This window comes from Exiguobacterium sp. SH5S4, from assembly GCF_004337045.1.
Taxonomy (GTDB): domain Bacteria; phylum Bacillota; class Bacilli; order Exiguobacteriales; family Exiguobacteriaceae; genus Exiguobacterium; species Exiguobacterium aurantiacum_A.
This window is the reverse complement of sequence record NZ_SJUQ01000033.1, coordinates 1-13492: the sequence shown is the minus strand read 5'-3', so window position 1 is coordinate 13492 and position 13492 is coordinate 1. Positions and strand designations below refer to the sequence as shown.

Annotated in this window: 12 protein-coding genes and 2 riboswitches; of the genes, 4 read left to right on the top strand and 8 right to left on the bottom strand. The window is 55.0% G+C overall.

The window, feature by feature from the left end; translation table 11 throughout:
• Positions 1–102: 102 nt before the first annotated feature.
• The 3 genes from EVJ32_RS14320 to EVJ32_RS14310 all read right to left on the bottom strand — a co-directional run bounded on the left by EVJ32_RS14320 (position 103) and on the right by EVJ32_RS14310 (position 3153).
• Positions 103–1353: a hypothetical protein gene (locus EVJ32_RS14320; protein WP_131458880.1), complete on the bottom strand. Its 1251-nt coding sequence runs from the start codon at positions 1351–1353 to the stop codon at positions 103–105.
• A 9-nt stretch (positions 1354–1362) separates the two neighbouring features.
• A complete protein-coding gene (locus EVJ32_RS14315) occupies positions 1363–2664 on the bottom strand; it encodes a hypothetical protein (protein ID WP_131458879.1) in 1302 nt (433 codons plus the stop codon).
• Between the two features lie 105 nt (positions 2665–2769).
• Positions 2770–3153: a DUF302 domain-containing protein gene (locus tag EVJ32_RS14310; RefSeq protein WP_131458878.1), complete on the bottom strand. Its 384-nt coding sequence runs from the start codon at positions 3151–3153 to the stop codon at positions 2770–2772.
• Between the two features lie 172 nt (positions 3154–3325).
• Here EVJ32_RS14310 and EVJ32_RS14305 point away from each other — a divergent pair, with 172 nt between their 5' ends.
• Positions 3326–3721, top strand: coding sequence for a Spx/MgsR family RNA polymerase-binding regulatory protein (locus EVJ32_RS14305; protein WP_070327923.1), 396 nt, complete (start codon positions 3326–3328; stop codon positions 3719–3721).
• A gap of 30 nt (positions 3722–3751) precedes the next feature.
• Here EVJ32_RS14305 and EVJ32_RS14300 read toward each other — a convergent pair whose 3' ends face one another.
• From EVJ32_RS14300 to EVJ32_RS14280, 5 genes are all read right to left on the bottom strand, one after another.
• Entirely contained in the window at positions 3752–4414 is a 663-nt protein-coding gene (locus EVJ32_RS14300) for a methionine ABC transporter permease (protein WP_131458877.1), read from the bottom strand.
• Complete coding sequence (locus EVJ32_RS14295) at positions 4386–5420, bottom strand: methionine ABC transporter ATP-binding protein (RefSeq protein ID WP_070327233.1); 1035 nt, start codon at positions 5418–5420, stop codon at positions 4386–4388. Before EVJ32_RS14295 ends, EVJ32_RS14300 begins: the two co-directional genes overlap by 29 nt.
• A 9-nt stretch (positions 5421–5429) precedes the next feature.
• On the bottom strand, positions 5430–6251 hold the full coding sequence (locus EVJ32_RS14290; RefSeq protein ID WP_131458876.1) for a MetQ/NlpA family ABC transporter substrate-binding protein: 822 nt from the start codon (positions 6249–6251) through the stop codon (positions 5430–5432).
• A gap of 77 nt (positions 6252–6328) precedes the next feature.
• Positions 6329–6432: riboswitch (SAM riboswitch) on the bottom strand.
• 44 nt (positions 6433–6476) lie between these two features.
• A complete protein-coding gene (locus EVJ32_RS14285; RefSeq protein WP_131458875.1) occupies positions 6477–7490 on the bottom strand; it encodes an iron-containing alcohol dehydrogenase in 1014 nt (337 codons plus the stop codon).
• Positions 7487–8662 (bottom strand): aminotransferase class I/II-fold pyridoxal phosphate-dependent enzyme, encoded by a 1176-nt coding sequence (locus tag EVJ32_RS14280; RefSeq protein ID WP_131458874.1) that lies wholly within the window; start codon positions 8660–8662, stop codon positions 7487–7489. The genes EVJ32_RS14285 and EVJ32_RS14280 overlap by 4 nt, the downstream gene beginning before the upstream one ends.
• A gap of 76 nt (positions 8663–8738) precedes the next feature.
• A riboswitch (SAM riboswitch) is annotated at positions 8739–8839 on the bottom strand.
• A gap of 177 nt (positions 8840–9016) precedes the next feature.
• Between EVJ32_RS14280 and EVJ32_RS14275 the strand changes: the two genes are divergently transcribed.
• The 3 genes from EVJ32_RS14275 to EVJ32_RS14265 all read left to right on the top strand — a co-directional run bounded on the left by EVJ32_RS14275 (position 9017) and on the right by EVJ32_RS14265 (position 13256).
• A complete protein-coding gene (locus tag EVJ32_RS14275; protein WP_131458873.1) occupies positions 9017–10117 on the top strand; it encodes an AI-2E family transporter in 1101 nt (366 codons plus the stop codon).
• 259 nt (positions 10118–10376) lie between these two features.
• Positions 10377–11621 (top strand): MDR family MFS transporter, encoded by a 1245-nt coding sequence (locus EVJ32_RS14270; RefSeq protein ID WP_131458872.1) that lies wholly within the window; start codon positions 10377–10379, stop codon positions 11619–11621.
• A gap of 141 nt (positions 11622–11762) precedes the next feature.
• Entirely contained in the window at positions 11763–13256 is a 1494-nt protein-coding gene (locus tag EVJ32_RS14265; protein WP_131458871.1) for a peptide MFS transporter, read from the top strand.
• Positions 13257–13492 lie beyond the last annotated feature (236 nt).

Here is a 13492-nt window from a genome sequence, read left to right as displayed (position 1 = left end):
TACGTAGTTGTCGATTCTTCGGTCAGTTGCGCGCGATTGGCGGATTCATCGACACCGCCAATCGTCGCTGCAGCCGAAGTCTCATCAAACCAAACGTTCTGCTTACTCCACGGCACTGGGAAAAAGTTCATGGAATATTTTCGCACCTTCACTCGACAACTTGAACTGTTCGTCCGTGTTCATATCTTTCACGAAGACATCAACTTTCTGCGAACGTTTGTGGTAACTCAACTCGAACTGTTGACCACGATTTCCTTTCAGCAGCGTCAAATACATGTACTCGCCTGCTTCCCCACTTTTGGTCGAAGGTGTCCCCGTCTCGAGCGCCTCGGTCAATCGTTCATAGCCTTGCCCCTCGATGCTGACTGCGTCCGGATAGTAAAACGGGACACTGGGATGGTACGGGTATTTATGGACATAACCGATCGAGACGGCATCGGTATCGGTCGGCTCCGTGATGAATGGATTCGGTTTGAATCGAATCGAGATCGTCTTCGTCATCTTTTGACCGTTTGACTCGTAGGTTAATTCGTATAACGGAAACGGTTCGAGCGGTTCGAGCGTACCGCCTTCAAGAAGCGTCCGGACATTTAAGTTGTCGACTCCGACCAGTAATTCGCCATCGTTCAACGAATGCTGGCCATAGTGAATCCCGTCACTCGACATTAACATGTATGGCGTCTTCGTCTTCGTGCCATATCCTAACGCAACATGAGTGTCCTCCCTGACCACGTAAGGAGCAAAATCTAAATACGGTGTGAAGACCCCGTCGTCCCCGATTCCAAACTCGATGGACCCGTTGAAACCGGGCGAGATCGTATAAAGACTGTTCATGAACGGTCGAATGGTGAGGTCTTGCCTGTAAGAATGAATCGCTTCTTCCCGTGATAACCTTTCCCGAATTTCTTCTGTCCCGCTTACTACGCTAGGTAGCAACGAGATCTCGCGTGCGGTCTCGTCTTTCAAAAACTCCGGTCTTTCCTCCAGCTTGACCGCCCGATATCCCTCGACATGGTCCGACTTACACAGCGCGTAAACGGCATCACCTTCGACGAACGATGCCTCATTGAAGGCGTATGTTTCAGTATCGGGCTCAGTGAACGGCATTCGGCTTGCAAACGTCACGCCAAGCAAGGATAGATGGTCCTCCTCGATATCGTTGAGTAACTCGCCTTGTTCACAATAGGTCAACATGTCCTTGGCCTTGATTGCCTGCACTTCAAGGTCATGTGTGATGTGCTCTGCCGTCCAATGGGCCTCGACAACATCATATCGGACTACTTCTTGGTCCCGGGCGCACCCTGCGGCCAAAACGAATAGCGATAGACCGATTCCTAATCCGAACTTTTTCATCAGTTCACCTCAATTCTTCGGTGTCTTCTTCAAGTCGGGGAAGTAGGACAAGAACGTCTCCGCCCCTTCGCTCGTCAGTTTGTACGTTTCGCCGGTCAGTTTATCCGTCAAGAAGATGTCTATCTTTTTTGAGCGCTGTTTATACGTCACTTCAAACTCTTGGCCTTTCAGCCCATCGAGAATCGTCAACTGATGATACTCGCCCGCATCCCCACTGCGATTGACCGATTCTGCCGCGTCTATGGTGTCGATCAAGTCGGTCATGTCGGTCCCGGCCGCCTTGAGGACATCCGGATAAGCAAGAGGCTGTTCATGGCTGAACGGTTTCTTATGTAAATAGACGAACGGTTCATCAGATTGCCACATAGACTGCATGTCGGTATGCTCCTGCTGAAGATCACGTTCTTCTTCCGTGATGAACGTCTCTTCCCGATACGTGATCGTCACCGTGTCGGTGATCGGCGCTCCGTCTTTCATGTACGTGAACGTAAAGATCGGGTAGCTCTTGCCGGACTCAAGTACTTGTTCGGTGAGCGGAATCCGTTCAATTTTTAATGATTCATATCTCGGGGCCGCCTCGGTCGCGTCAAACGTGACTTCAATCGGTTGAGACGAGAAAGAACCGTTCTGATGCCCCATCAACACGTACGGAAGCTTCTCTTCTGGACTGAAGGCCATCATCATTTGGACGTCACCCATCGACGACGTCGCCGGTTCGAACGTATTGATCGGGAACAGCGTCGGCCAACCTTCGACAGCGATCTCCATCTCCCCATACAGCGCCTGTGAGAAGCTGAATAACGAATCTGGAAACAATTCAAGTTCATGGTCATATCCGCTCTTTACCTCTGATTGAAGGAACATCGCTCCGTCCGAGGCTTTCGTCTGTAACACGGCAGGAGCACGGCCGATCGAAGTTCCTGTCGACGCGCTTATCTCTTCTGGGAAAGACGGAATCACTTCCGCTTGGAGACGATGAGAGACCATATCGCGGCAAATTGCATAAGATTTATCCCCTTTGACGTATGTCACACTTTTGAACATGTAATCTTCCCCTGAGTTCGTCAAAGGGGGCCGGCTCGCCACGACCGTGTCGAAGACCGTTAACTCCCCGTCTAGCGACGTCGTCAAGTCACCCGTGCACGCCGCTAACGTCTCATCGATATCGGTGACCGGCTCTGCCTCAAGCGAATATTTATTCACGGTCCAATGGTGATCGATATAATCCAATTTCAACGCGCTCGTCTCGTCTTTTCCGCATCCGGAAAGTAAAACCGCGCTCAACAGCATCCATTTGACAGATTGTTTCAACGTTTCCGCCCCTCGTCTTCTTGATGACCCAATTTTACCATTATCTTACTTATTAAAGAACATAAAAAAACCCGTCCACTTACTTGGACGGGTTCGACGCTTCGATTAGATGCTGTTATCGATGGCGCGTGTCAGTCTCGTCTCGACATCCAGTGCGATGGACTGGAGCGACTCGTCCTCGATCAATTCGATCAGTTTCGTCGGTTTCGGCATCCCGACGTGGGTCGCCCCGTCTTTTGTGAAGACGGCGAGCTTGCAGGGCAGGAAGTAGCCACCCTCCCGGTGCGCCGTGATGACTTTCTTGGCCTCTTTCGGGTTGCACACTTCGAGGATATGATAGTCCCCGTCGATGGCTTCCCCTTTCTCTTTGAGCGTATCACTCAAGTCGAAATCCCACAGCACGCCGAACGCTTCGTCCTTGAGCGTCGCTTTCAACTTCTCGACCACTGCTTCGACCGACTGATCCGTCTTCACCGTATAATCAAACATATAAGCCCCTCCTTGTTTGTTGTCTCTCTCGTCATGTACCCGAACTAGTCTGAAACAAATCGTATCGTCGTTTTGAAAAAGTATATGTGATTTGAAACATATTCCGCGTTCGACTCGTAGTAATGAGAGAAAATAAAAGAGTCCATACTTACGCAAAGGAGAAGTGGTTGTCGTGACGGTCACCGTATTCACGCATACAAGCTGCAGTTCTTCCCGCAAGACGCTCGATTGGTTACGCGAACAGAATATCCCGTTCATCGAGAAGAAATTGACCGACCAAGGAATGTCGTTCACCGAGTTCAAGGAGATGCTCCGGCTCACCGAAAACGGGACGACCGATCTCTTGTCTGTCCAAAAAAGTGTCTACAAACAAGCGGCCGACCAGCTCGACGAGATGTCGCTCCGCGAACTGTACAGTTTTGTCGCGACGCATCCACAGATCTTGAAGAGTCCGATCGTCGTCGATGACAACCGGATCCAGATCGGGTTCAGCGAGAAAGAAATCCGGACGTTCATCCCGCGGCATAACCGGATCGCCGACTTGAAACGACTATTAGACAAACAGTAAGAGCGCCGCAAATTTTGCGACGCTCTTTTGTCAGGCTTTCTTTAGTCGGGCCGCCAAACGGTTGCCGAATGATTGGATCGACTGCACGAGCAGGATCAAGACGAAGATCGTCACGTACATGACTTCCGGCTCGAACCGGAGATGCCCGTACTGATAGGCGATATCGCCGAGTCCACCCGCACCGACGAGACCCGCCATCGCCGTCGCACCGATCAGACCGATCGTCGCGATCGTCAGAACGAGCACGATTGACGACCGCGCCTCACGGATCAATACGTACCAGATGATCTTACGCGTCGAGATGCCCATCGCCTCGTACGCCTCGACGACGCCGCGATCGACTTCGAGCAGTGCCGACTCCATCAAACGGGCGATGTATGGCGCCGTGAAGACGATGAGCGGCAACAGCACGCCTTGGACGCCGATCGTCGTCCCCATGATGAAACGGGTGAACGGCAAGATGAAGAATAGCAGAATGATGAACGGGATCGAGCGGACGACGTTGATCACGCTCGACAATGCCCCGTAAAAGTAACGGTTCGCGAGCCGGCCATTCGGCCGCGTCAAGACGAGGAGCGTCCCGAGCGGCAAGCCGATCAGTGTCGAGATGACGAGCGCGACGCTGGTCATCGTCAGCGTCTGGATCGTGCCCGTCCAAATCAAGTCACCCCAATTTTCCCAAAACTGCAGCATGGTTCGTCACCTCCTTCACTTTGACGCCGCTCGCTTCAAGGTAGCGGACGGCTTGGTCGGTCTGTGCCTGGTCCCCGTCGAGATGGACGAGCAAGTTGCCGACGAGACCGCCTTTCAGCTTTTTGATCCCGCCCCCGATGATGTTCGGCAGCAGGCCGAACCGTTTCGTCAGCTCGGCGAGGACGGCCTGTTCGGTCTGGTGACCGATGAACGACAAGTTGACGAGCGTCCCGTGCGAGCTCAACACGTCGACGACTTCTTTCGGCACGTCGAGGTTCGCTTTCAAGAAGCGGCGCGTCGTCGGATGTTGCGGGTCTGAGAAGACGTCGAGGACGTCGCCTTCCTCGACGATCTTGCCGGCGTCGATGACGGCGACCCGGTCACAGATCCGCTCGATGACTTCCATCTCATGGGTGATCAAGAAGATCGTCAGACCGAGCTCGCGGTTGATCTCGAGCAACAGATCGAGGATTGACTCGGTCGTCTCCGGGTCGAGCGCGCTCGTCGCCTCGTCGCTGAGCAGGATGTCCGGCTCGTGCGCCAACGCCCGGGCGATGGCGACGCGCTGTTTCTGGCCGCCCGAGAGTTGCTCCGGGTAATGTTTACGGTGATCGGTCAGTCCGACGATGTCGAGATACTTGTCGACCCGCTCGCTGATCGAGCGTTTATCGAGTCCTTCTAGGCGGAGCGGGATGGCGACGTTGTCTTCGACGGTCGCCGTCTTCAACAGGTTATAGTGCTGGAAGATCATCCCGATGCGGTGACGGAGCTTCGATAACCCTTTTTTGTCGAGCGTCGTGATGTCTTGCCCTTCGATCTCGACTTGACCTGACGTCGGCCGTTCGAGCAGATTGATCATGCGGATGAGCGTGCTCTTGCCGGCGCCGCTCCGACCGATGATGCCGAAGATCTCGCCCTTTTCAATCGTCAGCGAGACGTCGTCGAGCGCAGTGACGGTCCCTTTGTTTACCGTGAACGTTTTTGAGATCTGTTTGAGTGCGATCATAGTGCCTCCTTAAAACGCTGGGACGATCGAGCCGTTGAACGTCTCTTCGATGAACGTCCGGACCTCGTCCGAGTGGTAGTAAGATTTGAGTGTCTCGACGACTTCATCGTCCTTGTTGTCGGTACGGACGACGACGTAGTTCGGGTACGGGTTGTCGACCGTGTCTTCATGGAACAAGGCGTCCTCATTGATCGATAGGCCGGCACCCATCGCGAAGTTCGTGTTGATGGCCGCGAGCGCGACTTCCGGGAGCTGGGTCGGGAGCTGTGACGCCTCGAGCTCGATGAATTCGAGGTTGAGCGGGTTCTCGGCGATGTCACGTTTCGTCGCCTTGTCCGTCAATCCTTCTTTCAAGGTGATGAGTCCGGCCGTCTCATACAGGCGCAGCGCTCGAAGTTCGTTCGCCGGGTCGTTCGGGACGGCGACTTTATCGCCTTCCTTCAACTCCTTGATGTCCGTCAGCTTATCCGAATAGAGCCCCATCGGGAAAGCGACCGTCTTGAACACGTCGTCGATCTTATAGCCTTTGTCCGACTTCTGCAGCTCGAGGAACGACAGCGTCTGGTAACTGTTCACGTCAAGGCTGCCTTCGTCGAGCGCCGTGTTCGGCGTGTTGTAGTCGTTGAACACTTTGATGTCGAGCTCGAGGCCATCCTCGGCTGCGAGTTCTTTTACTTTCTCGGCGATCTGCTGGTGCGGTCCGCCTGTCACGCCGATCGTGAGGGATTCTGTGCTGAGCGCTTCGCTCGCGTCCGATTGGCCGCACGCCGACAAGGCGATGGCCGCGAGTAGAGATGTTCCTGCGAGTACTGTTTTCTGTTTGATGTTCATGAATGATTCCTCCTCCAAAATAAAAGCCCGCTACTCATAAAGAGTGGCGGGCACGACAAGTCAAAGACAGTCGGACACGCTCATCTCCCAGACGTTTCGTCTGTTGGAATTAGCACCATGATCGTTACGATCTGGTTGCCGGGTTTCATAGGGCCAGTCCCTCCACCACTCTTGATAAGCTATCGGTCTTATTTAATTGTTATCATCTTACTTTTAATCCTTTTATTAGTAAACAGAAAATACTGAATTTTCAAAAATTATTTTCAAATAGTCAATATCGAGCGGGACGGGTGATCGTTGCAATTCAGTCTCGGCCCGGACCGCGTCGACCAGTTGCGGGATGTCGGCCGGAACGAGTCCGAGCGTCTCAAGTGACGTCGGCGCGCCGATCCTGGCGAGCCACGCCTCTAAATACGGGGCGTCAGACGAGCCACGCAACCGTTCTTGGACAAGGAGGCCGAAGCCGACCTTGTCGCCATGTAAGAACGGATGGGTCGACTCGAAGCGGCTGAGCGCGTTGTGGACGGCGTGGGCGACGGCGACGCGTGTCCCGGCGTCACCGAAACCACCGACGGCACCGCCGACGGCGAGGATGTGATCGACCGCGAACCGGGTCTCTGGCCCATACGCGGTGAAACTGGACTCACTCAAGTCGAGTTCGACGAGCCGGCCGCATTGTTCGGCCAAGGCGAGACCGGTATTGACGCCGGCATCAGGCGAACTGTCGCCGCTCAAATAGCGGGCCTCGTAAAACTTGGCGACCGTGTCGATGACGCCGGCTCGGAAGTAGTCGTACGGCGAGTCCGTCACGACCCTCGCGTCGACGATGACCCGCTCGATGACGACGCGGAACACGTCGTAGCGGTCATAGGCACCCTGCTCGTCATAGATGACGCTGAGCGGTGTGAAGGCGGCACAGTTCGAGGCGAGCGTCGGGATGACGATCAGCGGGACACCTTGCCGGTAAGCGACGAGTTTCGCCGTGTCGACGAGCTTGCCCCCACCGACGGCAAGGAGGACATCCACATCCTTCAAACGGAGCCGTTCGACCTCCGCGTCCGTGCATTCGCCACGGAACAGCGATGTCGGATAGGCAGTGATCGCTGGCAGGACGCGCTTGACGACGTCAAAACCGTTCTGCCCGCGCAGCACGTGAGCACGACGGCCAGCGATCAATTCATCGAGCCGCTCGAGCGCATCATCCGCATGGTCGTACTCGAGCACGGCTTGGCGGATCATGCCCGGACCTCTTCATACGTCGCGAACAGTTTCTCGATCCGCTCGACGGCCTCGTCGATCTTCGGCTCGGCGGAGACGAGCCCGAACCGGACGTACCGCTCGCCTTCTGAGCCGAAGAAATAGCCAGGCGTCACGGCGACCCCTGCCTCGTGGAGCAGCTTATGCGAGAACGATTTGGCGTCCCCGTCCGGCACTTTCGCCCAGACGAAGAACGAGCCGCTCGGGGCCGTGATGTCCCATCCGGCCTGACGTAACCCGTCGACGAGCCGGTCGCGGCGGGCCTCATACAACCGTGACAAGTCGTCCCGGAGCGAACGCGGTGACTCGAGCGCGGCGATGGCCGCCTCTTGGATGGCCGAGAACACGCTCACATGGACGTGGTCCTGATACGTGTTGATCGCCTCGATGATGTCGCGGTTGCCGACGGCGAAAGCGACCCGCCAGCCGGACATGTTGAACGCCTTCGACATCGTATACACCTCGATGCCGATGTCTTTCGCTCCCGGCGTCTGCAGGAAGCTCGGCGGGACGTGACCGTCGAAACCGATGCTGCCGTAGGCGAAGTCGTGGACGACCATGAGGTCATGCTTATTCGCGAAACGGACCGTGTCGTCAAAGAACGCGGGCGACGCGACGGCACCGGTCGGATTGCTCGGGTAGTTCAAATACATGAGTCGCGCTCCCTGCGGATCGAGCGTCTCATAATCAGGAAGATAACCGTTCTCTTCCCGGAGGACGAGGTCGTGGACGACCGCGCCGGCGAGACGCGCCCCCGAGATGTAGTCCGGGTAGCCCGGGTTCGGGAGCAACATGCCGTCACCTGGCTCGAGCACACATTGCGGGAGCGTGATGAGTCCCGACTTGCTGCCGATCAAGATGGCCACTTCGGTCTCGGCATCGAGCGCGACGCCGTATTCGGTCTGGTAGAACGTCGCGACCGCTTGCTTCAGGCGCGTCTGTCCCCGGAACGGGCCGTATTGGTGTGTCGCCGGGTCGAGCAGGGCCGTCTGCAACGCCTCGCAGATCGGGGCTGGTGTCGGCAAGTCGGGCGTCCCTTGGCCGAGCCGGATGACGTCGCGGCCTGAACGCTCGAGTGCGGCGACTTCAGCGGCGAGTCCGACGAAATGCTGGGGTGGTAACGTTTTAAGTAACTTCGAGCGTCTGTCTGTCATGAATAGTCCTCCTATGCAAAAACACCCCTTTCCGAGGAAAGGGGTGTCGAGATACGGACGTATTCAAACAACCACCTTTCCATCTCTCAAGGTCACCTTGCTGGAATTAGCACAGTATTGAAACAATCTGTTGCTGAAGCTTCATCGGGCCAGTCCCTCCGCTTCTCTTGATAGAAAGTGTTTTTATATGCAATTGATAATTTCTGTAATATGTCATTTAGTAAACCAAACGTTACCAACCTTGTCAATCCTTATTTCAAAAATTCCTTACCGCTATTGAATCCCAGTAAAAAAACGTTCATAGTAAAAGATGAACGTTATTCTGCAAAATTTACAGCATGAGGGGATAGACCATTGGAACTAAACCGTCAATTGATATGGAAGTTAAGCGTGATCGGGCTGATTCTGCTCGTCCTATGGAAAGTCATCAGTGAGCCGGACACGATCTCTCGGGTCCTGCAATATGCGTTTCAGCTGTTGACGCCGATCATCATGGGAATCGCCATCGCGCTGCTCCTCAACACCGTCCTGTCCTACATAGAAGAACGGTTCCACTTGAAGCGCTACCAAGGCTTGTTGATCGTCTACGTCACGTTCATCGGGATCCTTGTCGTGTCAGCGGTGACGCTGTTCCCTCGCATCTATTCGAGTGTCGCGTCTCTCATCGAGGAGCTCCCGTTTTATATTCGCCAAATCGATAGCTTCCTCGGTCAACTCAACACGTATTTGAGAGAATACAACGAGACGATCGCCCAAGCCATCGACTTGAACCGGTTCGAGGAGCGGTATTCCGGATGGGTCGAGACGGCCGTCGTGTCTTCGGTCGGTTACGTGTCGAGCTTCACGATGACGTTGATCAACTTGTTGATCGGGATCGTCATCTCGATCTACTTGTTGAAAGACAAGGAAGTGTTCGCCCGGATGTTCAAACGTCTGCTGTATGCGATGTTCCCGGTCGCCTCAGCGAAGACGACGATCGACATCTTCCAAGAGATGGACTATATCTTTAAACGCTACATCATCGGAAAGTCGCTCGACTGTCTCATCATCGGCGTGATGGCCGTCATCGGGCTCTTGATCATCGGCGCGCCGTACGCGCTCTTGCTCGGTGTCATCATCGGGGTGCTGAACTTCATCCCATACGTCGGGCCGCTCTTAGGGATGATCCCGGCGTTCATCATCACCTACTTCTACGATCCGTTCACGGCCCTGCTCGTCTTGTTGTTCATCTTCTTGCTGCAACAGTTCGACGGACTCTGGCTCGGCCCGAAAATTCTCGGCGACAGCGTCGGGATCACCCCGTTCTGGGTCATCACATCGATCATCATCGGGGGGAGCCTGTTCGGCCTCGTCGGGATGTTTATCAGCGTACCCGTGACCGCGATGATTCAGGTCGTCTTGTCCCGGTTGATCGATTATCGGCTCACCCGCAAGAATTTAAATGAACTGTTATGACGCAAGTCAAAATATGTTGACACATTTCAAGAATCTGTCATACAGTTGAAATGAAGAGTAAACTTTCAGAAAGGAGGACCCGCCATGTCAGTCATGACGCAGCCACATCGTATCCAATTTCATACTGACGGGTCGGGGTCTTCCGTTTCATGAACTGAAGTCACCCGCCTGTCTTCCGAGGCGTACATAGGTTAAGTAGGGACGAGTATGCCTCCGTGCATCCTTCGTCCCTTTTATTTTGTAGAAGCAGGTGAAACGTATGATTCAATCACTCAAACGGCTCGACCGTAACATTTGGATTCGTTTCCTCGGCGAGACGATCACCGGTGTCATGATGTTCATGATCGCCCCGTTCCTCGTCCTCTATTACAGCGACAAGCTCGACAGCTACGTCCAAGTCGGTGTCATCTTGGCGACCGGACCGATCATGGCGCTCATCGGCTCGGTCGTCGGCGGACGTCTCGCCGACCTGTATGGCCGAAAGCCGGTCATGATGACCGCCATCCTCGGTGATGCGGTCGCCCTCATCGGTTTCGCTTTCGCGGAAACGTTTTGGCCGCTCCTGCTCTTGAACGCCATGCTCGGCTTGACGAACTCGTTGTTCCACCCGGCCGCGAGCGCGATGGTCGCCGACGTGACCGAGCCGGAACAGATGAACGAGGCGTTCGGTCTCTTACGGATGGGACATAATATCGGCGCGGCGTTCGGTCCCCTGCTCGGCAGTGCCGTCTTGTTCATCGACCGACAGTACATCTTCTTCACGGCAGCGTTCGTCTTTGCCTTGTATGCGCTCGTTCTCGGACGTTTCATCCGCGAGTCGCTCCCTGAGACGACCGGGCAGGACACACCGTCGAACCGTGACGTCTTGCGCGTCTTTTACAACGACAAAGTCTTTCTCGTCTTCATCTTCGCCGGAGTCTTCATCTCGATGGGCTTCTCGCTGATCGAGAGCATGTTGCCGCTGTTCTTGAAAGAGTCGATGCCGTCGTTCACCGACCGCGAGAACCCGTTCGCCTATCTGCTCGCCTTGAACGGCATCATGGTCGTCTTGTTCCAATTCCCGATCGCCTCAAAACTCGGGCGCAAACCGTTCGGCAACGTCATGCTGGTCGGGGCGACGATTTTCGGGATCGGGATGATGTTGATCGCGGTCGTGCCGCGGCTCCTCTATACGCTCGGCACCCCGTACCTCGTCCTCGTCGGTATCCTGCTCGCCGTATACGCGTTCTATACGCTCGGCGAGATGATCATGTCGCCCGTCCAACAGACGTTCATCGCCATGATCGCCCCCGAGAACATGCGCGGTGCCTATAACGGGGCCGCCAGCATCCAATGGTTGATCGGCGGTGTGACCGCGCCGCTCATGGCCAGCCTGTTCCTCGACCAGCGTGCCGGGCACATCGCCCTCATCCTCGTCGGGGCGGCGAGTTGTCTGTCGGGTTTCATCTATTGGCGCCTCGGGAGATACGTCAGCGCGGAAGAAGCTAAACAAAAGACTGCTTAGTTCATCAATCCACCTAAACAACTTGGTTTAGGTGGATTTTAGTTTCGTTTCAAACCTGTTAAAATTTGAACTTCACTTTCATTTTTCCTTTACAAACATAATGATTCTTCTTATGATAATACGGTCAAGGAGGGATCTTTCATGGAAAGGATCGATAAACAGAAAATTGTGGACAGTGTGCCACAAAAAGGATTTTTCGGACAGCCGAAAGGCTTGTTCACGTTGTTCTTCACTGAATTTTGGGAACGTTTCTCGTACTACGGGATGCGGGCCATCCTCGTCTTCTACATGTATTACGAGGTATCGGAAGGCGGTCTCGGGCTCGACCAGAACGTCGCCTTGTCGATCATGTCCGTGTACGGCGCGCTCGTCTACATGTCAGGAGTCATCGGGGGATGGCTCGCCGACCGCGTCTTCGGGACGTCCCGGGCCGTATTTTTCGGTGGTGTGTTCATCATGCTCGGTCATATCGTCTTGTCGATCCCGGGCAGCCTCACGTTCTTGTTCATCTCGATGGGTCTCATCGTCATCGGGACCGGACTGTTGAAGCCGAACGTGTCGAGTATCGTCGGTGACCTGTACCACGAGACGGACCGTCGCCGTGACGCCGGGTTCAGTATCTTCTACATGGGGATCAACCTCGGGGCCTTCATCTCGCCTTTGATCGTCGGCGGCGTCCAAAAGAGCTACGGCTTCCATTGGGGCTTCGCCCTCGCCGCGGTCGGGATGTTCATCGGTCTCGTCGTCTTCGTCCTCACGAAAAAAGGCAACCTCGGCCTCGCCGGGTCTTACGTGCCGAACCCGTTGACGGCGTCTGAAAAGAAGAATGCGATCAAGTACACGACATTGGCCGTCATCCTCATCGGAGGATTACTGGCCATCCTGATCCCACAAGGCTTGTTCACGATCAACACGTTCATCGGACTCGTCGGTGTGTTCGGAATCGCCATCCCGACGATCTACTTCATCGTCATGTACCGGAGCCCGAAAACGACAGAAGTCGAGCGGTCACGCATCATCGCCTACATCCCGCTCTTCATCGCCTCGGTCATGTTCTGGGCGATTCAAGAACAGGGCGCGACGATTTTGGCAAGCTATGCCGATAAGCGGACCGATCTTGAATTTTTAGGGTTCACGCTGTCGCCGGCCTGGTTCCAATCACTGAATCCGTTGTTCATCATCCTGCTCGCCCCTGTGTTCGCCTGGTTATGGGTGCGGCTCGGTGATCGTGAGCCGAGCATCCCGACGAAGTTCGCTTTCGGGATCTTGTTCGCCGGTTTGAGCTTCCTCGTGATCTTGCTGCCGGCCTACTTCGGTGGACCGGACACGCTCGTCAATCCGCTCTGGCTCGTCCTCAGTTACTTCATCATCGTCCTCGGTGAGCTCAGTCTGTCTCCGGTCGGTCTGTCGGCGACGACGAAACTCGCCCCGGCCGCCTTCTCGGCCCAGACGATGTCGCTTTGGTTCTTGTCGAATGCGGCGGCACAAGGGATCAACGCCCAGCTCGTCCGGTTCTACTCGCCAGAGAACGAGATGCTCTACTTCGGGATCATCGGCGGAGTAGCGATCGTGCTCAGCATGATCTTGTTCGCGCTGGCCCCGGTCATCAAAAAGTATATGCGCGGTATCCATTAAGTCAAAAAAACGCCATTCCTCGCGCGAGAGGGCACTGAAAAACCTCCGCTCTATCCGAGCGTGAACAGAAAAAAGGGCGATTGGACCGACTCAAGTCGGGACAATCGCTCTTTTTCCTTGCCCTTATCCTGTTTTTTCTTTTGAGAGGGTGATGATCCGCTTCAGGTTTACCGCGATGATCGCCATCACGCTCTGTAACGTCATGCCTTTCAGGTCTGACGTTTTGTTTCGCGCCA

Excerpts from the sequence above, each read along its gene's own strand:
- EVJ32_RS14270 (WP_131458872.1), top strand. The coding sequence starts at position 10,377 with ATGATTCAATCACTCAAACGGCTCGACCGTAACATTTGGATTCGTTTC.
- EVJ32_RS14285 (WP_131458875.1), bottom strand. The coding sequence starts at position 7,490 with ATGATCCGCCAAGCCGTGCTCGAGTACGACCATGCGGATGATGCGCTC.
- EVJ32_RS14290 (WP_131458876.1), bottom strand. The coding sequence starts at position 6,251 with ATGAACATCAAACAGAAAACAGTACTCGCAGGAACATCTCTACTCGCG.
- EVJ32_RS14320 (WP_131458880.1), bottom strand. The coding sequence starts at position 1,353 with ATGAAAAAGTTCGGATTAGGAATCGGTCTATCGCTATTCGTTTTGGCC.
- EVJ32_RS14310 (WP_131458878.1), bottom strand. The coding sequence starts at position 3,153 with ATGTTTGATTATACGGTGAAGACGGATCAGTCGGTCGAAGCAGTGGTC.
- EVJ32_RS14295 (WP_070327233.1), bottom strand. The coding sequence starts at position 5,420 with ATGATCGCACTCAAACAGATCTCAAAAACGTTCACGGTAAACAAAGGG.
- EVJ32_RS14265 (WP_131458871.1), top strand. The coding sequence starts at position 11,763 with ATGGAAAGGATCGATAAACAGAAAATTGTGGACAGTGTGCCACAAAAA.
- EVJ32_RS14300 (WP_131458877.1), bottom strand. The coding sequence starts at position 4,414 with ATGCTGCAGTTTTGGGAAAATTGGGGTGACTTGATTTGGACGGGCACG.
- EVJ32_RS14280 (WP_131458874.1), bottom strand. The coding sequence starts at position 8,662 with ATGACAGACAGACGCTCGAAGTTACTTAAAACGTTACCACCCCAGCAT.